Below are 21,025 nucleotides of genomic sequence, written 5' to 3'. Positions count from 1 at the left end.
CTTATGATAGGGTTAGATGGAGTTTTTGATTTAATGCTTGCGCGAGCTTATCAAGCTTATCAATGCCGCTTTTATACCACGGGTTAAGCAGGCGTTGCATTTCGGCAGGGGTAAAGCCCGCGAGTTTACCGAGTTCGGTTTTGCTTAGTTTACGCTTTACGCGTTCGTTGTTGATGAGCATTTTGACTTCAACCAATGTAGGCATTAAAACAAGGATTTCGCCTTTTTGGGGCTTTCTAGGTTCAGGGAAAATTTCTTCATCTTTGATCGCAAATTCCACTGAACCGACAAGGCTTGATTCTAATTCGGCGATAGTTTCGGCTTCTGTTTCGCCTTGCGCATTGGCAAAACTGTTTTCGCTAAATTGCATTGAGCCGATGTAATAAGTTTTGCCATGTTCTTTGACTCGTTCAAGAGTGGCTGGGTAATAACGCATTGATTGCTCCTTATGGGATTAAGTGCCCAAACAAGCCCCCTTTCGAGGGCTTAGATTATTGAATGTTTAGCTGCTTTTTGATTTTGCTGATTGTAGCTTCTGCAATATCTTTTGAGCTTCTTGTAAGCTGGGTATTTTTCCCATTTCGGTATAAGCGGTAATGCTTTGTGCCTTGTTGGATTTCAACCCCTTGGCTTTGCAAGTATTTCAAAAATTGTTTGGGTTTCACTAAATCTCCTCTGTTTGTTTAAGATGGGTTTATTATATACGTATAAGTATATTCAATCAAGTTATTTTTATACATTTAAGTAAATATTTTTTAATGGAAAAATTCGACAATTCACAACAAGACACCACAGCCGACACGAAACGCCAAGCGCAAGTAATGTATTTCAGTGGTTATAAAATCGCTGAAATATCTCGTCAGCTTGATATTCCTGCATCAACGATTGCCAGTTGGAAAGACAGAGAAAAGTGGGATGATATTGCGCCTGTTGGTCGGGTTGAATTGGCACTTGAGACAAGGTTGAATTTGCTGATTGCGAAAGAAGAAAAGAGCGGTTCAGATTACAAAGAAATTGATTTACTTGGTCGCCAAATGGAACGGATGGCGAGAGTGAAAAAGTATTCTTTTGGTGACGGCAATGAAGTGGATTTAAATCCGAAACTGGCAAACCGCAACAAGGGCGACCGCAAGAAAGCCGAACCCAATGCTATTAGCCAAGAGCAAGAAGAATTGCTGATTAATGGCTTTCTTGATGGGATGTTTAATTATCAACGCATTTGGCACAAGGCAAAAGAGCACCGAATTAGAAATATTTTAAAAAGCCGACAAATTGGGGCGACTTACTATTTTGCCCACGAAGCCTTTGTTGATGCTTTGACGACGGGGCACAATCAAATTTTCTTATCTGCCAGTAAAAAACAAGCCTTACAGTTTCGCTCGTACATTGTGAATTACGCCAAGCAAACGGCAGATGTAGATTTAAAAGGCGAAACCATCAAACTTCCAAATGGGGCAGAATTGATTTTCCTTGGCACGAACTCCGCTACGGCTCAATCCTACCACGGCAATTTATATTTTGATGAAGTGTTTTGGGTACCTAAATTTGATGTGATGCGAAAAGTGGCATCAGGTATGGCGGCTCAAAAGATGTATCGCCAAACTTATTTTTCTACGCCGACCACGATTGCACATCCTGCTTATGCGTTCTTTTCAGGCAAGGCATTTAATCGCAATCGTACGAAATCAGAAAAAATCGAAATCGATATTTCTCACGCAAACTTAAAGAGTGGGAAACTTTGTGCCGATCGGCAATGGAAACAGATTGTGAGTATTTATGATGCAATGGAAGGCGGGTGCAATCTATTCAACATTGACGACCTAATCGCAGAAAACAGCAAAGAAGAATTTGAACAATTGTTTTTGTGTCAATTTGCCGATGATAACAGTTCTGCTTTCAAGTTTTCCGATTTGCAACTTTGCCAGGTGGATAGTTTGGAAGAATGGCACGATTACAAGCCATTTTATCAACGCCCATTCGGCAATCGTGAAGTTTGGTTAGGTTATGACCCCGCATTTACTGGCGACCGTGCAGCGTTAGCTATCATCGCTCCGCCTAAAGTGGAAGGCGGTGATTATCGTGTTTTGCATTGGCAAACATTTCACGGCATGGATTATGAAGCACAAGCGAGCAGAATTAAAAGTTTCTGTGACGATTACAATGTCACCCGCATTGTGATTGATAAAACAGGGATGGGGTCGGGCGTATTTCAAGAAGTAAAAAAATTCTATCCAATGGCAATCGGTCTTGATTACAACGCCGATTTAAAAAATGAGATGGTATTAAAAACGCAAAACTTAATTCAGAAACGCCGCCTAAAATTTGATGGTAACGAAATCATCACCAGTTTTATGACAGTTAAAAAACGTATTACCGGAACAGGTAAGATTACTTATGTTTCTGACCGTTCAGAAGATGCAAGCCATGGCGATTTATCATGGGCGATTATGAACTGCATTTTAAATGTGCCTTATGGTTTCGGCGGCGATGTATCAAGCAACAAATCAACAATATTTACCTTTGAATAGGATAATCCAATGAGCAAAAACACAAAAAAATCCACCGCACTTTCAACTGGAAATCAAGCACAGGCGTTCAGCTTTGGAGAGCCTATTCCAGTAATTGACCGTGCAGAAGTACTGAATTATTTCGAAAGCGTGGTGATGTATGAAAAATATTACAATCCGCCAATTAATTTAAGTTACTTGGCTAAAGCCTTAAATGCCTCAGCCCATCACAATAGTGCGATCACGGTGAAGAAAAATATTTTACTTTCAACATGCAAAACCACCGCACTTTTACCTCGTACCCAATTAGAAAAACTGGTGCAAGATTACTTGGTCTTTGGCAATGCTTATGTTGAGAAAACTGTAAATTCGTTTGATAAGGTTGTCTCGTTAAAATCCCCTCTTGCTAAATATATGCGTGTCGGTGTTGAAGCTGGCGTGTTTTATCAGATTGTGAATGGATTTGATGAATATGAATTTAAAAAAGGTGCTGTCTTTAACTTGATTAATCCCGATGTGAATCAAGAGATTTATGGCGTGCCAGAATATTTGGCAGCGTTACAATCTGCTTTTTTAAATGAAAGTGCCACATTGTTCCGCCGTAAATATTATTTGAACGGTGCGCATGCGGGTTCGATTATTTACATGACCGACCCAACACAGAACCAAGATGATATTGAAGCAATCAAAACGCAAATCCGACAAACAAAAGGGACTGGCAACTTTAAGAATTTGTTTGTGTATATCCCAAATGGTAAGAAAGATGGGATGCAAGTTATTCCGTTGTCTGATGCTATTGCTAAAGATGACTTCCTAAACATTAAGAACGCTAGCCGTGATGATGTGTTAGCTGCGCACCGTGTGCCACCTCAATTAATGGGGATTATGCCGAATAATACAGGCGGCTTTGGTGACGTTGAAAAGGCAACGCGAGTGTTTTTTATCAATGAGATAATCCCATTGCAAGAACGATTGAAAGAGATTAATAGTTGGGTAGGGGAAGAAGTGATCTCGTTCAATGAGTATAAACTATTAGAGTAGTCAAACTGTTTACTGTATGGCGTGATAATCATCACGCCTTTTTTGATCTTTTTATTTGTTCGAGTCCGTAATCTGCACCCGAATTATCTCTGACAGATCTTTTGCATTGACACACAAAAGGGCATTTGTTTTCTCTTTTCTTTTTAATATTCCCCCAGTTTATTACACCAAACCACCCAATAGCACAAAGCGAAAAAACCAAATTTGCGCTGACTTTCCGCCCAAAATCCGCATGAAAAATCGCAGTCAAACCCTCGCCACGCCCGCACACTAAAGATGTCGATTTCAACGCAATTTTAGATCCTTTACAAAGCCTTTTCAGTAATAGCACTTTTCAGATCCTTTATTTCAGATCTTTTAACGCAAACAAACGCAGAAAAGTGAAAAATCAGATCTTTTGGTAAGCAAAAAAAGTTATGTGTCTAGATGTGTCGTCAGTGTGGCGTGGAGGGCGATTTTTTTATGGTATATTAAAATTGTTGCAGTTTTGATTGATTGGATAACTGATTGAATTATTTGTTATTTATTTTCTTAATGGCTACCAACTATTCACAGTTTGCATAACTCCAAAACCGGGTGTTGGGAGTTCGATCCTCTCCGCCCCTGCCATTAAAATATTCTTTTCAATTGATCATAAAATATCTTTATACTCATACCTTTTTCATATTATTTAATAATTCTTTTTATTTTTCTTTTTGAATTAGATATATAATTATTGAGTTCAATATATAAAAATAATTAGTATGAAACCTCAATATTATCTTGGCATGATGTCTGGAACTAGTCTAGATGGAGTGGATGTTGCTCTCGTTGATTTTTCTCTAGAGCCTCGACTTATCTTATCTGATTTTTTTCCTATGCCAGAAAATTTACGTCAGAAATTAACCAAACTCATTCAAGCTGGTGAAACTACTCTACAAAATTTAGGCGAACTCGATCATGAGCTTGCTTTACTGTATTGTGATTGTGTAAATACTTTTCTACAAAAATATAATCTTCTTCCAAGCCAAATTAAAGCTATTGGTTGTCATGGACAGACAGTATGGCATTCTCCTGCTTCAGAATTTCCTTTCACGATGCAACTAGGCGATATGAATTTATTGTCAGCGAAAACGGGAATATCTGTTATTGGTGATTTTCGTCGTAAAGATATGGCTTTAGGCGGACAAGGCGCTCCTCTTGTACCCGCTTTCCACAAAGCTGTATTCTCAAATACTAATTTTGCCACAGTTGTTTTAAATATTGGTGGGATTAGTAATGTTTCTATATTGTTTCCTAATCAACCTGTAATTGGGTTTGATACAGGGCCAGGTAATACATTATTAGATCAATGGATAGAAAAACACCAAGGCCTTCGCTATGACAAAAATGGTGAGTGGGCTTCAAAAGGCAATGTGAATCAAATTCTGCTTGAGGAATTATTAAATGAACCTTTTTTCTCTTTACCCGCTCCAAAAAGTACAGGGAGAGAGCTATTTAATCTTGAGTGGTTAATTGGCAAAGTAGAAAAAGCATCTAAAAAACTTACCGCGCTTTGCTCCAAAATCATATTATCCCCAGAAGATGTGCAAGCGACGCTTGTTGAATTGACGGTAACAAGCATTGTTAATGCACTAAATCAACTCCAAACAGATTTACCAAAACGTTTACTAGTATGTGGCGGCGGTGCAAAGAATAGCTTAATTATGCGTGGATTACATGATAATTTACTCGATTGGCAGGTTGGTACAACGACAGAGCAAGGTTTTGATATTGATTATGTAGAAGCCGCTGCCTTTGCTTGGTTGGCTTATTGCCGAATGAACAATTTACCAGCAAACCTGCCTAGCGTAACTGGCGCAAAAAGTGCGGTTAGTTTGGGGGCTATTTTTCCTAAAGACTAAGGTCAAAATATGAATGACATTATATTAAAAAGTTTATCCACGTTAATTACGGAACAGAGAAATCCTAATTCAGTTGATATTGATCGTCAAAGTACATTAGAAATTGTTCGATTAATGAATAAGGAAGATAAACAAGTTCCTTTAGCTATTGAAGCATGTTTGCCAGAGATTTCGTTAGCGGTAGATAAAATCGTTCATGCTTTTAAACAGGGCGGGCGTCTAGTATATATTGGGGCTGGGACGAGCGGTCGTCTTGGCGTATTGGATGCATCAGAATGTCCTCCTACATTTGGTGTATCTTCGGAAATGGTCAAAGGTATTATTGCGGGAGGCGAACATGCTATTCGCCATCCCGTAGAAGGGGCTGAAGATAATATGAAAGCTGTACTTGAGGATCTACAAAGTATAAATCTCTCAAAAAATGATGTATTAGTCGGAATTGCTGCAAGTGGCCGCACACCTTATGTTATTGCAGGTCTTCAATACGCGAAATCTCTTGATGCGTTGACAATTTCTATTACGAGTAATCCAAAATCTGCGATGGCTGAGATAGCCGATATTGCGATAGAGACGATTGTTGGTCCTGAAATATTGACGGGTTCTAGCCGCTTAAAATCTGGTACCGCACAAAAAATGGTTTTGAATATGCTGACTACGGCAAGTATGATTTTACTGGGTAAATGTTACGAGAATTTGATGGTCGATGTACAAGCCAGTAATGAAAAGCTTAAAGCACGCGCCGTGCGTATCGTAATGCAAGCAACGGATTGTGATAAAGTGCTCGCTGAGCAGACATTAATTGAAGCAGAGCAAAATGCCAAGCTTGCAATTATGATGATTTTAAGTAATTTATCAAAATTAGAGGCCAAGGCATTATTAGAAAGACATCAAGGTAAATTAAGAAATGCACTTTCTAAATAAGACAAAAACCTGATTGTAAAATCAGGTTTTTATTTTGGAATTCCGCGTAGTAATCCTACGGGTTCAAAAGGTTCCAGTGAAGTTGGGGCAGGCATTTCTGTAAATAATAAAATAAATGGTTTAGGCGGGATTACTTTTTCATTGCGCCATAAGTTGCCCATTCCGACAAGTTGGATATCTTCAGGTAAATTGTTAAGACCTGCTTGTAACACCGCTATTGTATTTGGACGAGGATGTCCTATCGCAATCGCTGTACCATGTTTCCTTGCATATTGAATTGCAGCTTGAAATTGATGTTGAACGTCAGCTAGTTCGTTACTGTCATCTAAAAATATGTGGCGATCTAATGAACGAACCCCTTGTTCTTTTGCTATTTTTCCTGCTACAGATTTTCCTATTGTTCGACTATCTAAAAAGAATAAATGTTTTTCTTGAAGTGCGGTCATTAAATAAGTCATTAATTGGGGATCGGCCGTAGCCGCACTGCCCATGTGATTATTCATGCCAATTGCATAATTCACAATATTTTTGGCCGTATTTACCCGATCATTGACCTGTGCTGAAGACATTCCTAAATGCAGCCCTCCATCTTCTATTTTCACCGCACTCACTGGTTGCATCGGCATATGAATTAAAATGTCTCGGCCTTGAGATTTTGCTTCTTGATTACGTGCTCGAGCATGAGGTGCAGCAGGAATAATTGCGACGGAAATTTCACGCGGCATTGCAAAAATAGCCGCATCTTCTTTGAGATGATAGCCGACATCATCAATAACAATAGCAAGTTTATTTTGCGCAAGGGAGATGGAAGTATAAAGTGCGGTAGAAAAAATGATGAAATTTTTCACCGCACTTTTTATGAGAAATTTCATTAACGAATCCATCCAGTTGGATTCACTGGAGTGCCTTTTCGGCTAATTCCAAAATAGAGTGCGGAACGCGAAATTTCACCAGTATTGCCCACTTGAGCAATAGTTTGTCCCGCAGAAACAAGTTGACCAACTTTTACCAATACGGCTTGATTAAAACCATACAAACTTAAGTCGGTTTCACCATGTTTGACGATGACCATATAACCGTAGCCATTCAAATACCCAGCTAAAATGACACGTCCAGCCGCAATCGCTTTGACTGCAGTTCCAGCTGAGGCTCTAATAACCATACCTTTCCAACGAACTTCACCCGCCTGAATAGTTCCAAAATTATGTAAAGTAGGCCCTGAAACTGGAGCTGAATATTGTTTTTTTGCAATCCCTAAACCACTTGTGCTGCTAAGCAATTGACGTTCTTGTGCTGTCGGTTGATAAGGCTTTGAAGTCCGTTTTTCTTCAGCTTGTTGTCGTTGTGAAAGCGCTTCACGCTCTCTTTTTTCTTGTTCTAAGGCCGCTTTTTCAGCACGTTGAATTTCTTGACGGAGCGCTTGTTCATTAGCCTTTAGGCTATCCAATTTATTTTGATCTCTTGCCAAATTCTTATTAAGTTCATTTAGCGTAGATTGACGTTCTTGTTGTGATTTTTGTAATTCTTGTTGCTGTTTTTTTTGCGTTAAAAGTTGATCTCGATGATTTTTTTGCTGACCTAAAATTGATTCTTTTTGGGATACAATTTGAGCTTGTGTTGCTTTTAAACTATCAATTATTTCTATTCGAACTTGGTTTAAATGTTGATAGTACACTTTCATGCGTTCTGCTTTTTCCGCATTTTTAGAAAACATTCTTTCAATGACGGAAGGATTTAAACCTGAGCGATAAATCATATCCATTTGTTTCGCTAAGCGTGATTTTTGTTCAGATTCTTGTTTTTCCAATTGTTTGAGTTGTTTATCTGAATCAGAAATTTGCTTGCGAATTTCTTTCAAGCTCATTTCCGTTTCATGTAACTCGCCCACGACAGCATTAATTTTACTTTCATGGTTTTTTAAATTAGCTTGTAACTTAGCTTGCTCACGTTTTTGTTCAGCAATTTTAGATTCTTGTTGCTTAATTTGCTTTTGAATCTGGTTAAGATCGGAAGCATGGCTTATTGGGGAAAAAATCAACAAACCGCAGCTAAAAAGTGCGGTGAAAAATGGTGATATTTTTTTGTTTAATCCCGAATACAGCATAATTTTTCCTAAATTCTTAAAATCGCACAAATCTTATCATATTTGTTAAAAGGCGAAAAAGTTTAGCCTCTATTTTTTGCTAAAGATCAGGAAAACTCGCCTTTTTGCTTTTAAACATACTCAATTTTTGCTATAAAGTGCAAGTTATCTTTTACTTAAATTTTAGGAGATTCTTATGGAATTAGTATTTATCCGTCACGGTTTTAGTGAATGGAATGCGAAAAACTTGTTCACTGGCTGGCGTGATGTAAATTTAACAGAGCGTGGCGTAGAAGAAGCAAAAGCAGCGGGCAAAAAATTATTAGATGCAGGCTATGAGTTTGATATCGCATTTACATCTGTGCTAACTCGTGCAATCAAAACTTGTAACATCGTGTTAGAAGAATCCCATCAATTATGGATTCCTCAAGTGAAAAACTGGCGTTTAAATGAACGTCATTATGGTGCTTTACAAGGTTTAGATAAAAAAGCGACTGCGGAACAATACGGTGACGAACAAGTTCATATTTGGCGTCGTTCTTATGACATTTCTCCACCAGATCTAGATCCACAAGATCCAAATTCTGCACACAATGACCGCCGTTACGCAAATATTCCATCTGACGTAGTGCCGAATGCAGAAAATTTAAAAATTACTTTAGAGCGTGCACTTCCATTCTGGGAAGATCAAATCGCACCAGCAATGCTTTCTGGTAAACGCGTTTTAGTTGTTGCTCACGGTAACTCACTCCGTGCGTTGGCAAAACATATTATTGGTATTTCTGATGCTGAAATTATGGATTTTGAAATTCCAACTGGCCAACCTTTAGTATTAAAGCTAGATGATAAATTAAATTACGTAGAACACTACTACCTTTAATTTATCGCTTTACTTTTTTAATTTAACATTCAAAGTGCGGTTAATTTTAACCGCACTTTACGTTTAAGGAGACATGAATGAGAAAATTGATAACGTTCATTTTGGTGTTGTTGCCATTTTTTACAACATCAGTTACTGCAGCACCAGTACATAAAAATCAAATAAATAAAAAAATTGTAGTAACCAAATCTTTAGATAAAAAACAACAAACTAAAAAAACGAAAGAAACTAAATTAGTTCTAACCAAGAAAATGAGTACTAAAAATAAAAAACAAGCTGTGAAATTGACAGACAAAAAGCCTAAAGCTTTGGTAAAGGAAATTAGCTCGAAACCTAAGACATCTATTGAGAAAAAACCGACAACAGTTTTTTCAGCAAAACATGAAAAAACAGCAAAGGAGAAACCAGTTTATAAGCCAGTTATCGTGCCACAATGTAATGATTTTTCTGTGTCAAAAGTGCTATCTGATGCATTTAAGCAGCAAGGCGATTTAACTAAAACCAGTATGATGGTAAAACAAATTCTTCAAGCAAGAGAAACGCAATTTTATCCACAAAAAGGCATTCGAAGCTGTCATGCTTTAGTAGTGACGGATGGAAAAAGTTATCAAACAGATTACAGCGTTATTTTGAATGATAAAGGATTTTTCGTTCAGGTTGAGAATGCGATGAGTTTGTAAACTAGTTTGTTGAAATGAGCAACATTTTATCTTCTTGATAAAACAAAACCCCGCAAATTGGCGGGGTTTTTTAAACAAGTCCAAATTATTTTGTGCTTGGAATTTTGAAACGGCTGTTGAAACGCTCAACACGACCACCAGTATCAACAACACGTTGTTTACCAGTGTAGAATGGGTGGCAGTTACCACACACATCAAGATTGATGTCTTTACCTAAAGTTGAACGAGTTTTGATCACATTACCGCAAGAACAGGTTGCTGTGATTTCTTTATATTCAGGATGAATACCTTGTTTCATAGAAAACCTCAAAATGAAGCCACGCCGCTATAAGAACTTTCTCCCCACACCGCGTGAGTTAATAATACGCCATAATTGGCACCAAATAGATCGCGGATTATACTGAAAAAATACAGATAAACAAGCCTTATTTTCGTGTAAAATCATTAGGATTTTTAACCGCACTTTTCTTTTATGTTAGCAAAATCTTCAAGTAACGCACCTTTTGCACAATCGGTGCTGAAATGGTATGACAAATTTGGCCGTAAACATTTACCGTGGCAACAAGATAAAACGCTTTATGGTGTGTGGCTTTCTGAGGTGATGTTACAACAAACACAAGTCGCGACAGTCATTCCTTATTTTGAGCGATTTATTAAAACATTTCCAAATATCATCGCACTTGCCAATGCTTCGCAAGACGAAGTTTTGCATTTATGGTCTGGTTTAGGCTATTACGCTCGGGCGCGTAATTTGCATAAAGCGGCCCAAAAAGTGCGGGATGAATTTAATGGAAATTTCCCAACAAATTTTGAGCAGGTTTGGGCGTTACCAGGCGTGGGGCGCTCGACAGCTGGAGCTATTTTATCTTCTGTATTAAATCAGCCTTATCCGATTTTAGACGGAAACGTAAAGCGAGTGTTAGCTCGCTATTTTGCTGTTGAAGGGTGGCCTGGTGAGAAAAAAGTAGAAAATCACTTGTGGACGTTGACGGAACAGGTTACACCCACAGATCGTGTGGCAGATTTTAATCAAGCTATGATGGATATTGGCGCGATGGTATGTACGCGAACCAAACCAAAATGTGAGCTTTGCCCATTAAATTTTGAGTGTTTAGCTTATCAAAATCATAGTTGGGAAACGTTTCCTGCCAAAAAGCCGAAAAGAAATATGCCTGAAAAAGACACTTATTTTTTGATTTTATCTAAAAATGGCAAAGTGTGCTTGGAGCAGCGAGAAAATTCGGGGTTATGGGGCGGATTGTTTTGTTTTCCACAATTTGAAGATAAAGCTTCGTTGCTTCATTTTTTAGCGCAAGAAAAAGTCAGCTATTATCAAGAATGGCCAGCTTTTCGTCATACCTTTAGCCATTTCCATTTAGATATCTATCCTATTTATGCAGAAATGGACGATGGAATTAATACTGAGCAAGCGAATTTAGATTGGCGCAAAGTTGTAGAAAGTCCAAAAGAATATCAATCAAATCTATCAAGTGCGGTCAAATATTGGTATGATCCGAAAAATCCTGAACAGATCGGGCTGGCTCAGCCTGTGAAGAATCTTTTAATACAATTTGCAAGGAATTATTATGGCAAGAATGGTCTTTTGTGAGTATCTCAAACAAGAAGCGGAAGGTTTAGATTTCCAACTTTATCCTGGAGAACTAGGTAAACGAATTTTTGATTCGGTGAGTAAGAAAGCTTGGGGCGAATGGATTAAGAAACAGACAATGCTAGTTAATGAGAAAAAACTCAATATGATGAATGCGGAACACCGTAAATTGTTAGAACAAGAAATGGTAAATTTTTTGTTTGAGGGTAAAGATGTTCATATTGAAGGTTATGTTCCTCCATCAAATTAATTGGCTGTTATACAATGAAAAAGTATTTAGTATTAGCGTTATTACCGCTTTTGTATGCTTGTAGCGATTCGTTGAATCGTGGGGGCATGAATTATGATGAATCCTTTGCAAAAGACACGCAAGGGTTAGATATTCTCACAGGGCAATTCTCGCATAATATTGACCGTATTTGGGGCGTCAATGAATTGTTAGTAGCTAGTCGAAAAGATTACGTGAAATATACAGATTCTTTTTATACGCGTAGCCACGTGAGTTTTGATGAAGGTAATATCGTTATTGAAACCCAGCAAGATCTAAATCGATTACATAATGCTATTGTTCATACCTTGTTAATGGGGGCGGATGCAAAAGGTATCGATTTATTTGCATCTGGAGATGTACCGATTAGCTCTCGCCCATTCCTTTTAGGACAGGTTGTGGATCATCAAGGGCAACAAATTGCTAATCAAGTTATCGCAAGTAATTTCGCCACTTACTTGATTCAAAATAAATTACAAACTCGTCGATTACAAAACGGGCATACTGTGCAATTTGTTGCGATTCCAATGATTGCAAATCACGTAGAAGTGCGCGCACAGAAATATCTACCATTGGTTCGTAAAGCGGCTGAACGTTATGGCATTGATGAAAGTTTGATCTTGGGTATTATGCAAACAGAATCGAGTTTTAACCCATATGCGATTAGCTATGCAAATGCAATTGGATTAATGCAAGTCGTGCCTCATACGGCAGGTCGAGATGTGTTTGCAATGAAAGGAAAGGGCGGTCAACCATCAACGCGTTATTTATATGATCCTGCGAATAATATTGATGCTGGCGTGTCTTATTTGTGGATTTTACAAAATCAATATTTAGATGGAATTACGAATCCAACCTCAAAACGTTTTGCAATGATTTCTGCTTATAATAGTGGTGCTGGTGCTGTATTGCGTGTTTTTGATAATGATAAGGATATGGCGATTTACAAAATTAACCAAATGTATCCAGAGCAAGTTTATCGCATTCTAACGACTGCTCACCCATCATCACAGGCTCGCAATTATTTGTTGAAAGTAGATAAAGCACAGAAAAAATTCCGTGTCAGACGATAATTGAATTTTTTCAGATAATTAAAAATGCTCGTTGGGAAATACCATCGAGCATTTTTTATAATAAGTGCGGTTTATTTTAAAATAATTTTATTATTTCGTTGTTTTAATAAACATATTGATGATTAACTATTCAAACGCAACGTTTTTTTGTATTTTTTTAAATTTAGGTGTTGACCGAATCCCGAAAAAATAGTTTAATACGCTCCGTTGTCAGGCAGTAGCCAATAACGATAACGCCTCGATAGCTCAGTCGGTAGAGCAGGGGATTGAAAATCCCCGTGTCGGTGGTTCGATTCCGCCTCGAGGCACCATTTCCTCCTTAGTTCAGTCGGTAGAACGGTGGACTGTTAATCCATATGTCGCAGGTTCGAGTCCCGCAGGAGGAGCCAAATTCAGAAAAGCCGCTAAAGAATTTTAGCGGCTTTTTGCTATCTCTTATTCCAGCACATAAATTATTTCCCTGTTTAAAACGGAAGTTATTAAGTATTAGAATTAATTCTTTTTTCACTATCCTTTTTTCTTTATCTTCTTTCTTTTGTATTTACATTGATGAGCTGAATTAATAAAGAAAAACGTTCATATGGACCTTGTGTACATTTATAAGGATTAGATCTTATCATAGAAGAGATAATTTCTTTGATATGTTGTACAGCTTGTAATAATGAAATAGGCCTTTAGATGGTCTTAAAGAAGACGCTTTACTATATCTAATAATCGGGTTTTATCTTCTATAGTTTGTTGTTTTTGATATTTAATCCTGGAGATTGTATTGTGATTGAATATGAGACGGGAAATAAGATAAATCCAATAATAGTAGATAAAACAAAACCCCGCGATTAGTTTCACGGGGCTTTGTTTAGTTAAATGGTGCTCTGGGCGAGACTTGAACTCGCACGACCTGTGGTCACTACCCCCTCAAGATAGCGTGTCTACCAATTCCACCACCAGAGCGTTAATTTTTTATGCTAATCCTATTTTATTGTGGGATGTCGCTATTTTTATTTTCTTTCGCTGGAGCTGCTTGTTGTTGAACTTGCTCTGCAGCTTGTGATAAATCGTCAAAAGCACCTTTTTGAATATTGCCTTTATGTGAATTCATGTTACCTAAAACAAGAGCAATAACAAAAAATGCGGTTGCTAAAATCGCGCTAGTACGTGTTAAAAAGTTACCTGCACCAGCAGAGCCAAACATTGTACCTGATGCGCCACCACCAAAAGATGCGCCAGCGTTCGCTCCTTTACCTTGTTGAACGAGAATAAACCCGATCAAGGAAATCGCGACAACAACATAAATAAATAAAAGAACTTGATACATTTTTTCTCTCTAATTTGCAATTTTGCAAGAAAACTGTTCGTGAATGTTATAGAAAATTCAATTTTCTCGCAAGTGCTTTGCATAAAAAAATATTAATTGGTTTAACTTTAATCAGTTTCACCGTTTGATTTACTCGATTTTTTTACCGCACTTTTAGGTTTCACTCTATCGGATTTAATCATTTTAATGCGGCTTAATTGTCTTAATGCATTAAGATCAACAAAACGGACTAAATCAGGCAACATTTGATTCAAGTTATGCATAAATTGTTGATAGGTTGCTTGTTTTTGACTAATGTCTGTGAGTTGAGATTCCCAATGAGCCGTCATATCTGGCTGGGTGGCAATATCTGGTAATGCCTGAATTAAAATTCTTCCAGTTTCTGTGCTATGAATATTTCGCCCTTTTTTCGTTAAAAAACCGCGTTTAAAAAGTAATTCAATGATGCCAGCGCGAGTAGCCTCTGTACCCAATCCATCCGTTTCTCGCAGGATTTTTTTGAGTTCTTTATCCTGTACAAATCGCGCAATACCCGTCATTGCTGAAAGCAAGGTTGCATCCGTGAAAGGCTTTGGCGGCTGAGTTTTTTTACTCATCACTTCTCCGCGTTCACAATGCAAAATTTGACCTTTCTTTACTATTGGTAATAAGGGTTCTTGATTTTCTGTGTCGTCTTCTTTGCCTAACAATTCTTTCCACCCAGCCGTTTGTAAATTTCGCGCTTGAGCTATAAAAGTACCGCCGGCGATATTTAATGTGATTTTGCTTTTACGATATTCTGCGTCAGGACAAAATTGCATTAAATATTGGCGAGCGATAAGGCTGTAAACATTACGTTCTTCTTGTGTTAGATTTACTGGACGATTTTTGGCAGTCGGAATGATTGCATGGTGAGCTTCTACTTTTTTATCATTCCAACAGCGATTTCTCTGTTCAGTTGAAATGACATTTGGTAAGACTTGATAAGCTTCACAATGGATTGAAATTGCATTTAATACGTTATGGCGTTCTGCAAAATGTTCTTCGGGCAAATAGCGACAATCAGAACGAGGATAAGTAATCAAACGATGAGTTTCATATAGGCGTTGGCACGTATCTAATACGGCCTGAGCTGACATACCGAATCGCTTTGCTGCATCAATTTGTAACGCAGAAAGGGAATAAGGTAAGGGCGCCGTTTCTTTTTCACGAACGTCTTTGTATTCGGTTACTTCTGCAGGTTGATTTGTAATACGTTTTACAACGTTTTCTGCTAATCCTTTAGAGAGCACTCTGCCATCATCATCTTGGTAATCTTCACAAGCTTTGCTAGGTTGCCATAAGGCACTGAAAAGTGCGGTTGATTTCTCCTGAGTTTTTTCTTCTTTATTCTCTGGATTAACCCAAGCGAGTACTTCAAAAAAGTCTTTGGGTTGGAAGTGTTCAATTTCCAAATCTCGACGTACAATTAAGCCTAGCACTGGGGTTTGTACTCGCCCAACCGAAAGTACGCCATCATAGCCGGTTTGTCTGCCACGAATGGTATAGGCTCTGGTCATATTAATGCCATAAAGCCAATCGGCGCGAGCTCGTGCGAGTGCAGAGGTGGCAAGAGGAATAAAATTACGGTTGGGGTGTAATTTCTTAACTGCTTTTTCTACCGCACTTGGATTTAGGTCGCTAATCAAGCAGCGTAAAATTTTATCGCGTTTTTCGGCAGATAAATTGGCATAACTGAAGACTTCATCTACAAGTAATTGTCCTTCTCTATCAGGGTCTCCTGCATTAACAAGTGTATCAGCTTGATGGATTAGTTTTTCTACCACAGAAAGTTGTTTTTTAACTTCTTTTCTTGGTAAAAGTTGCCATTTTTCAGGAATGATAGGGAGATGTTCTAAACGCCATTGTTTGAATTTAGGATCATAAGCATCGGGTTCTGCTTGCTCGAGCAAATGCCCTACACACCAAGTTACCACATCATTATCGCCACATTTAATAAAACCATCCCCACGTTGATGAGGTTTGGGGAGTACATCAGCAATAGCGCGAGCTAAGCTTGGTTTTTCGGCGATAAATAAACGCATAATGGTATGAGAAGATTAGTCGATTTGACGACGACCAAGAAAAGAGTGAGTAAGCGTGGTACCGTCCACAGTTTCCAGTTCACCACCGACAGGAATGCCATGAGCGATACGACTCACTTTGATATTATGTTGGCGGCACATTTCAGCGATATAATTTGCTGTTGCATCACCTTCCACAGTTGGATTTGTTGCAAGAATCACCTCGTGGAAAGATTCTTCTACTAAACGTTTTTGCAGTAAATCTAAACCAATTTCACGAGGGCCAATACCATCAAGTGGTGATAAGTGTCCCATTAAGACAAAATAACGTCCTGAAAATTGCCCTGTTTGCTCAATCGCTTGAATATCTGCGGGCATTTCAACGACACAAAGCAAACCTGAATTTTGACGTCGTGGATTATTGCAAATGTTGCAAGTATCTTCTTCCGTAAAGTCTCGACATTGTGAACAATGGCCAATTTTAGACATGGCTTCTGTGAGTGCTCGAGCCAAATTCATCCCACCGCTACGATTACGTTGTAAAAGATGATAAGCCATACGTTGCGCAGATTTAGGCCCTACGCCGGGAAGACAACGTAAGTTTTCAATAAGGTGTTCTAAAAGTGGACTGCTTTGCATAGTGATTAATGAGAGGAAACTGAGAGATGACGCGTGAATCTTATCTTCACGCGCCTAATAATTAAAACGGAAACTTCATTCCCGGAGGTAATGGCATTCCAGCGGTAACTGATGCCATTTTTTCTTTTTGTAATTCTTCAGCACGACGTACCGCATCGTTAAAAGCGGCCGCGATTAAATCTTCTAACATTTCTTTATCGTCTTCCATTAAAGACGGATCAATGTCAATGCGACGGCAGTTATGTGCACCATTAATTGTGATTTTAACTAAACCTGCACCAGATTCACCTGTTACTTCTAGTTGCGCGATTTCTTCCTGCATTTTTTGCATTTTCTCTTGCATTTGTTGGGCTTGTTTCATTAAGCCGCCTAAACCGCCTTTTCCAAACATAATGTTATCCTTTATTAAGTCAAAAATTGCGTGCATTCTAGCGAAAAAATGGGCTTTTGGGAACAGTGGGGTTAATGATTTGGGGTATTTAAAATCTCAGAAAATTTTACCGCACTTTTGAAGTAAAGTGCGGTGAAATTTAGTAGGGTTTAGAATGGGAAGAGATGGTTATTCTGGTGTAATCCATTCGACAGTCCAGCTTCCTGTACCTTCTGGAACTAATGTTTTTGTCAGATAAGGCAAAATTTCTTTCATTTGGGTTTCTAATGTCCAAGGTGGATTAATTACCACCATACCGCTTGCCGTCATACCTCGTTGATCGCTATCAGGGCGAACAGCGAGCTCAATTTTTAGAATTTTTCTAATCCCTGTTGCTTCTAAGCCCTTAAAAATACGTTTGGTTTGTTGGCGTAATACAACGGGATACCAAATCGCGTAGGTACCAGTGGCAAAACGCTTATAACCTTCTTCAATAGCTTTGACGACAAGATCATAATCTTCTTTTAATTCATAAGGCGGATCGATTAGCACTAAGCCACGACGTTCTTTGGGAGGTAGCGTTGCTTTGACTTGTTGAAAACCATTGTCACATTTTACGGTGACATTTTTGTCGTCACTAAAATTATTGCGAAGGATTGGATAATCGCTAGGATGAAGTTCGGTCAATAGTGCGCGATCTTGTGGGCGCAATAATTCAGCAGCAATTAACGGTGAGCCAGCATAATAACGTAGTTCTTTGCCACCATAATTGAGTTTTTTGATCATTTTTACATAACGAGCAACATCTTCGGGTAAATCAGTTTGCTCCCACAGACGTACAATACCTTCTTTATATTCTCCCGTTTTTTCTGATTCGTTTGAGGATAAACGATAACGCCCCACGCCAGAGTGCGTATCCAAGTAAAAAAAGCCTTTTTCTTTGAGTTTAAGATTTTCCAAAATGAGCATTAAGACGATATGTTTCAAGACATCAGCATGATTGCCTGCATGGAATGAGTGACGATAACTCAGCATAATATATCCTTTGTTTAATAACGAAGGCGAGCCCATTGACTCGCCTGATTGTGCACTAAAGTGCGGTCATTTTTAGAAGAGTTCTTCTGGTTGTGCAGCAGGCGTTGGCGTATTGCCTTCATTATTTAAGCGTTGCTGTAATTCTGTGGGAACATAATAACCACGCTCTTGCATTTCCGAAAGGTAGGTACGTGTCGGTTCAGTACCTACAATAAAGTATTCTTTACGTCCACCAGCGGGAGAAAGCAATCCAGTCATCGTATCAATACTTTTTTCCATAATTTTCGGTGGTAATGGTAATTTACGTTCAGGTTTGTCGCTCAATGCAGTTTTCATATAAGCGACCCAAGCTGGCATCGCTGTTTTCGCCCCTGCTTCTCCGCGCCCGAGTACACGTTTGTTGTCGTCAAATCCGACATAAGTTGTGGTGACTAAGTTTGCACCAAATCCCGCATACCAAGCTACTTTTGAACTGTTAGTCGTACCTGTTTTTCCGCCTATATCGCTACGTTTAATGGTTTGTGCAATGCGCCAACTGGTGCCTTTCCAGTCTAAACCTTGTTCTCCATAAATCGCAGTATTTAAGGCACTACGAATGAGAAAGGCAAGTTCGCCACTAATGACACGTGGCGCATATTCTATTTTTGACGAGGCATTTTTTGCTGCTGCCATTAAATCAATCGCATCTTCTTTAAGTGCGGTCACATTTGACTGTAATTCTGGCAGTTCAGGTACCGTTTCAGGTTGTTGATCAACTTCTTCACCGTTTGTACTGTCATCTGATGGTTTTAAGGCATTCTCGCCTAAAGGAATATTGGCAAAGCCGTTGATTTTATCTTTCGTTTCACCATAAACCACTGGGAGATCATTACACTCAATACAAGCAATTTTAGGGTTTGCAACAAATAAGTCTTTACCCGTGTTATCTTGAATTTTTTCAATGATATAAGGTTCAATGAGGAAACCACCATTATCAAACACCGCATAAGCTCTAGCCATTTCTAATGGTGTGAAAGAGGCAGCGCCAAGCGCTAAGGCCTCACTTGCAAAATATTGATCACGTTTAAAACCAAAACGCTGTAAAAATTCTGCTGTGAAATCAATACCTGCCGTTTGGATAGCACGAATAGCAATCATATTTTTAGATTGACCTAATCCTACGCGTAAACGCATTGGACCATCATAACGATCAGGTGTGTTTTTTGGTTGCCACAGTTTTTGTCCTGGTTTTTGAATAGAAATTGGGCTGTCTTGTAATACACTAGAAAGTGTTAAGCCTTTTTCTAATGCCGCTGCGTAAATAAATGGTTTGATAGAGGAACCCACTTGAACTAAGGATTGTGTTGCTCGGTTGAACTTACTTTGTTCATAGCTAAAGCCACCAACAATGGCTTCAATCGCACCATTATCTGAGTTAAGCGATACTAACGCAGAGTTAGCTGCTGGAATTTGTCCTAATTGCCATTCACCATTAGTGAGTTGACGAATCCAAATTTGCTCACCTACTTTTACAGGATTACTTTTGCCAGTCCAACGCATTGCATTAGTGGATAGCGTCATTTTTTCACCGGATGCTAATAATAGATCTGCACCACCTTTTGCCATGCCAACCACAGCCGCTGGAATAAATGGCTCAGAATCTGGCAGTTTGCGTAGAAAACCGACAATGCGATCATTATCCCAAGTAGCTTCATTTTTTTGCCATAAAGGCGCACCACCGCGATAACCGTGACGCATATCGTAATCAATTAAGTTGTTACGTACGGCTTTTTGGGCTTCAGCTTGGTCTTTTGAAAGCACAGTGGTAAATATTTTATAACCACTGGTGTAGGCGTTTTCTTCACCAAAACGGCGAACCATTTCTTGGCGAACCATTTCAGTGACATAATCTGCACGAAATTCAAATTTTGCGCCATGATAACTGGCAACGATAGGCTCTTTTAATGCCGCATCATATTCTTCTTTGCTGATGTATTTTTCATCTAACATTCGGCTTAGCACCACATTGCGGCGTTCTTCTGAACGTTTCAAAGAATAAAGCGGGTTCATGGTTGAAGGCGCCTTCGGTAAACCTGCGATAATGGCCATTTCCGATAACGTCAATTCATTTAATGATTTACCGAAATAGGTTTGTGCAGCAGCTGCAACACCATAAGAACGATAGCCTAAAAAGATTTTGTTTAAATAAAGCTCTAAGATTTCTTGTTTGGTGAGGGTATTTTCAATTTCTACGGCAAGCACGGCTTCACGAGCTTTACGAATAATAGTTTTTTCTGGGGTTAAGAAAAAGTTACGCGCTAATTGTTGGGTGATCGTACTTGCACCTTGTGATGCGCCACCATTATTCACTGCAACAAATAACGCACGCGCAATGCCGATAGGATCGAGACCATGGTGATCATAAAAGCGGCTATCTTCCGTCGCTAAAAATGCATCAATTAAGCGTTGTGGTACTTCAGCTAATTTCACTGGAATACGTCGTTGCTCGCCAACTTCACCAATTAATTTACCGTCGGCCGTATAAATCTGCATTGGCTGTTGTAATTCAACAGTTTTTAATGCTTCTACTGAGGGCAATTCCGATTTTAGGTGGAAATACAGCATTCCGCCTGCGACTAAACCTAAAATACATAAAGTTAATAGGGTGCTAAATATCAATTTTGCGATCCGCATCGTAAA

20 protein-coding genes and 3 tRNA genes are annotated in these 21,025 nt (G+C 38.8%); 11 read left to right on the top strand and 12 right to left on the bottom strand.

The genetic code is table 11. The features are described from left to right. Position 1: 1 nt before the first annotated feature. Positions 2-436, bottom strand: a complete 435-nt coding sequence (locus DV434_RS01920) for a type II toxin-antitoxin system HicB family antitoxin (protein WP_118811407.1) — start codon at positions 434-436, stop codon at positions 2-4. A 55-nt stretch (positions 437-491) separates the two neighbouring features. Next, on the bottom strand, positions 492-665 hold the full coding sequence (locus DV434_RS01915) for an mRNA interferase (RefSeq protein WP_118811406.1): 174 nt from the start codon (positions 663-665) through the stop codon (positions 492-494). Between the two features lie 93 nt (positions 666-758). Between DV434_RS01915 and DV434_RS01910 the strand changes: the two genes are divergently transcribed. The 4 genes from DV434_RS01910 to murQ all read left to right on the top strand — a co-directional run bounded on the left by DV434_RS01910 (position 759) and on the right by murQ (position 6,352). Then, a complete protein-coding gene (locus DV434_RS01910; RefSeq protein WP_118811405.1) occupies positions 759-2,528 on the top strand; it encodes a terminase large subunit domain-containing protein in 1,770 nt (589 codons plus the stop codon). Between the two features lie 9 nt (positions 2,529-2,537). Continuing rightward, entirely contained in the window at positions 2,538-3,548 is a 1,011-nt protein-coding gene (locus DV434_RS01905; protein WP_118811404.1) for a phage portal protein, read from the top strand. 743 nt (positions 3,549-4,291) lie between these two features. Then, positions 4,292-5,431: an anhydro-N-acetylmuramic acid kinase gene (locus tag DV434_RS01895; protein ID WP_192881492.1), complete on the top strand. Its 1,140-nt coding sequence runs from the start codon at positions 4,292-4,294 to the stop codon at positions 5,429-5,431. A 9-nt stretch (positions 5,432-5,440) separates the two neighbouring features. After that, the gene (murQ, locus tag DV434_RS01890; protein WP_118785476.1) at positions 5,441-6,352 is read left to right on the top strand and encodes an N-acetylmuramic acid 6-phosphate etherase; all 912 of its coding nucleotides are present in this window, start codon (positions 5,441-5,443) and stop codon (positions 6,350-6,352) included. Positions 6,353-6,381: 29 nt separating this feature from the next. Here murQ and DV434_RS01885 read toward each other — a convergent pair whose 3' ends face one another. Together DV434_RS01885 and envC are read right to left on the bottom strand one after the other, a co-directional pair. Beyond that, positions 6,382-7,224 (bottom strand): divergent polysaccharide deacetylase family protein, encoded by an 843-nt coding sequence (locus DV434_RS01885; RefSeq protein WP_118785475.1) that lies wholly within the window; start codon positions 7,222-7,224, stop codon positions 6,382-6,384. Continuing rightward, positions 7,224-8,456, bottom strand: a complete 1,233-nt coding sequence (gene envC, locus DV434_RS01880; protein WP_118785474.1) for a murein hydrolase activator EnvC — start codon at positions 8,454-8,456, stop codon at positions 7,224-7,226. The genes DV434_RS01885 and envC overlap by 1 nt, the downstream gene beginning before the upstream one ends. Positions 8,457-8,631: 175 nt before the next feature. Here envC and DV434_RS01875 point away from each other — a divergent pair, with 175 nt between their 5' ends. Together DV434_RS01875 and DV434_RS01870 are read left to right on the top strand one after the other, a co-directional pair. Beyond that, entirely contained in the window at positions 8,632-9,315 is a 684-nt protein-coding gene (locus DV434_RS01875) for a 2,3-diphosphoglycerate-dependent phosphoglycerate mutase (protein WP_005625827.1), read from the top strand. A 77-nt stretch (positions 9,316-9,392) separates the two neighbouring features. Continuing rightward, positions 9,393-9,995: a hypothetical protein gene (locus DV434_RS01870; protein ID WP_118785473.1), complete on the top strand. Its 603-nt coding sequence runs from the start codon at positions 9,393-9,395 to the stop codon at positions 9,993-9,995. Between the two features lie 85 nt (positions 9,996-10,080). Here the strand turns inward: DV434_RS01870 and rpmE are convergent, their stop codons facing one another. Next, on the bottom strand, positions 10,081-10,293 hold the full coding sequence (rpmE, locus tag DV434_RS01865) for a 50S ribosomal protein L31 (RefSeq protein ID WP_005625828.1): 213 nt from the start codon (positions 10,291-10,293) through the stop codon (positions 10,081-10,083). 174 nt (positions 10,294-10,467) lie between these two features. Between rpmE and mutY the strand changes: the two genes are divergently transcribed. From mutY to DV434_RS01840, 5 genes are all read left to right on the top strand, one after another. Beyond that, complete coding sequence (gene mutY / locus DV434_RS01860; RefSeq protein ID WP_118785472.1) at positions 10,468-11,604, top strand: A/G-specific adenine glycosylase; 1,137 nt, start codon at positions 10,468-10,470, stop codon at positions 11,602-11,604. Continuing rightward, positions 11,582-11,854, top strand: coding sequence for an oxidative damage protection protein (locus tag DV434_RS01855; RefSeq protein ID WP_005625838.1), 273 nt, complete (start codon positions 11,582-11,584; stop codon positions 11,852-11,854). Before mutY ends, DV434_RS01855 begins: the two co-directional genes overlap by 23 nt. Positions 11,855-11,868: 14 nt before the next feature. Then, on the top strand, positions 11,869-12,945 hold the full coding sequence (gene mltC, locus DV434_RS01850; RefSeq protein ID WP_032826606.1) for a membrane-bound lytic murein transglycosylase MltC: 1,077 nt from the start codon (positions 11,869-11,871) through the stop codon (positions 12,943-12,945). A gap of 235 nt (positions 12,946-13,180) precedes the next feature. Continuing rightward, positions 13,181-13,256 (top strand) — tRNA-Phe (locus tag DV434_RS01845). A gap of 2 nt (positions 13,257-13,258) precedes the next feature. Then, positions 13,259-13,334, top strand: a tRNA-Asn gene (locus tag DV434_RS01840). Between the two features lie 476 nt (positions 13,335-13,810). On the opposite strand, the gene DV434_RS01835 is transcribed toward DV434_RS01840, so the two are convergent. The 7 genes from DV434_RS01835 to DV434_RS01805 all read right to left on the bottom strand — a co-directional run bounded on the left by DV434_RS01835 (position 13,811) and on the right by DV434_RS01805 (position 21,019). Further along, positions 13,811-13,896: transfer RNA gene (locus tag DV434_RS01835), tRNA-Leu, on the bottom strand. Positions 13,897-13,921: 25 nt separating this feature from the next. After that, positions 13,922-14,260 (bottom strand): preprotein translocase subunit SecG, encoded by a 339-nt coding sequence (secG, locus tag DV434_RS01830; RefSeq protein WP_118811402.1) that lies wholly within the window; start codon positions 14,258-14,260, stop codon positions 13,922-13,924. 107 nt (positions 14,261-14,367) lie between these two features. Then, positions 14,368-16,323 (bottom strand): DNA topoisomerase III, encoded by a 1,956-nt coding sequence (locus tag DV434_RS01825; RefSeq protein WP_118811401.1) that lies wholly within the window; start codon positions 16,321-16,323, stop codon positions 14,368-14,370. A gap of 15 nt (positions 16,324-16,338) precedes the next feature. After that, a complete protein-coding gene (gene recR, locus DV434_RS01820) occupies positions 16,339-16,941 on the bottom strand; it encodes a recombination mediator RecR (RefSeq protein ID WP_005626527.1) in 603 nt (200 codons plus the stop codon). Between the two features lie 61 nt (positions 16,942-17,002). Next, the gene (locus DV434_RS01815; RefSeq protein WP_005629464.1) at positions 17,003-17,332 is read right to left on the bottom strand and encodes a YbaB/EbfC family nucleoid-associated protein; all 330 of its coding nucleotides are present in this window, start codon (positions 17,330-17,332) and stop codon (positions 17,003-17,005) included. A 168-nt stretch (positions 17,333-17,500) separates the two neighbouring features. Continuing rightward, entirely contained in the window at positions 17,501-18,346 is an 846-nt protein-coding gene (locus tag DV434_RS01810) for a 23S rRNA (adenine(2030)-N(6))-methyltransferase RlmJ (protein ID WP_118811400.1), read from the bottom strand. Positions 18,347-18,418: 72 nt separating this feature from the next. Further along, positions 18,419-21,019, bottom strand: a complete 2,601-nt coding sequence (locus DV434_RS01805; RefSeq protein ID WP_118811399.1) for a penicillin-binding protein 1A — start codon at positions 21,017-21,019, stop codon at positions 18,419-18,421. Between the last annotated feature and the right edge of the window lie 6 nt (positions 21,020-21,025).

The sequence above is a fragment of the Haemophilus haemolyticus genome (assembly GCF_003493685.1).
Lineage (GTDB): Bacteria > Pseudomonadota > Gammaproteobacteria > Enterobacterales > Pasteurellaceae > Haemophilus > Haemophilus haemolyticus_O.
Note: the sequence above shows the minus strand (reverse complement) of the source record. Positions and strands in the feature narration are given on the sequence as shown.

Excerpts from the sequence above, each read along its gene's own strand:
- DV434_RS01920 (WP_118811407.1), bottom strand. The coding sequence starts at position 436 with ATGCGTTATTACCCAGCCACTCTTGAACGAGTCAAAGAACATGGCAAA.
- DV434_RS01910 (WP_118811405.1), top strand. The coding sequence starts at position 759 with ATGGAAAAATTCGACAATTCACAACAAGACACCACAGCCGACACGAAA.
- DV434_RS01905 (WP_118811404.1), top strand. The coding sequence starts at position 2,538 with ATGAGCAAAAACACAAAAAAATCCACCGCACTTTCAACTGGAAATCAA.
- DV434_RS01895 (WP_192881492.1), top strand. The coding sequence starts at position 4,292 with ATGAAACCTCAATATTATCTTGGCATGATGTCTGGAACTAGTCTAGAT.
- murQ (WP_118785476.1), top strand. The coding sequence starts at position 5,441 with ATGAATGACATTATATTAAAAAGTTTATCCACGTTAATTACGGAACAG.
- DV434_RS01885 (WP_118785475.1), bottom strand. The coding sequence starts at position 7,224 with ATGAAATTTCTCATAAAAAGTGCGGTGAAAAATTTCATCATTTTTTCT.
- envC (WP_118785474.1), bottom strand. The coding sequence starts at position 8,456 with ATGCTGTATTCGGGATTAAACAAAAAAATATCACCATTTTTCACCGCA.
- DV434_RS01875 (WP_005625827.1), top strand. The coding sequence starts at position 8,632 with ATGGAATTAGTATTTATCCGTCACGGTTTTAGTGAATGGAATGCGAAA.
- DV434_RS01870 (WP_118785473.1), top strand. The coding sequence starts at position 9,393 with ATGAGAAAATTGATAACGTTCATTTTGGTGTTGTTGCCATTTTTTACA.
- rpmE (WP_005625828.1), bottom strand. The coding sequence starts at position 10,293 with ATGAAACAAGGTATTCATCCTGAATATAAAGAAATCACAGCAACCTGT.
- mutY (WP_118785472.1), top strand. The coding sequence starts at position 10,468 with ATGTTAGCAAAATCTTCAAGTAACGCACCTTTTGCACAATCGGTGCTG.
- DV434_RS01855 (WP_005625838.1), top strand. The coding sequence starts at position 11,582 with ATGGCAAGAATGGTCTTTTGTGAGTATCTCAAACAAGAAGCGGAAGGT.
- mltC (WP_032826606.1), top strand. The coding sequence starts at position 11,869 with ATGAAAAAGTATTTAGTATTAGCGTTATTACCGCTTTTGTATGCTTGT.
- secG (WP_118811402.1), bottom strand. The coding sequence starts at position 14,260 with ATGTATCAAGTTCTTTTATTTATTTATGTTGTTGTCGCGATTTCCTTG.
- DV434_RS01825 (WP_118811401.1), bottom strand. The coding sequence starts at position 16,323 with ATGCGTTTATTTATCGCCGAAAAACCAAGCTTAGCTCGCGCTATTGCT.
- recR (WP_005626527.1), bottom strand. The coding sequence starts at position 16,941 with ATGCAAAGCAGTCCACTTTTAGAACACCTTATTGAAAACTTACGTTGT.
- DV434_RS01815 (WP_005629464.1), bottom strand. The coding sequence starts at position 17,332 with ATGTTTGGAAAAGGCGGTTTAGGCGGCTTAATGAAACAAGCCCAACAA.
- DV434_RS01810 (WP_118811400.1), bottom strand. The coding sequence starts at position 18,346 with ATGCTGAGTTATCGTCACTCATTCCATGCAGGCAATCATGCTGATGTC.
- DV434_RS01805 (WP_118811399.1), bottom strand. The coding sequence starts at position 21,019 with ATGCGGATCGCAAAATTGATATTTAGCACCCTATTAACTTTATGTATT.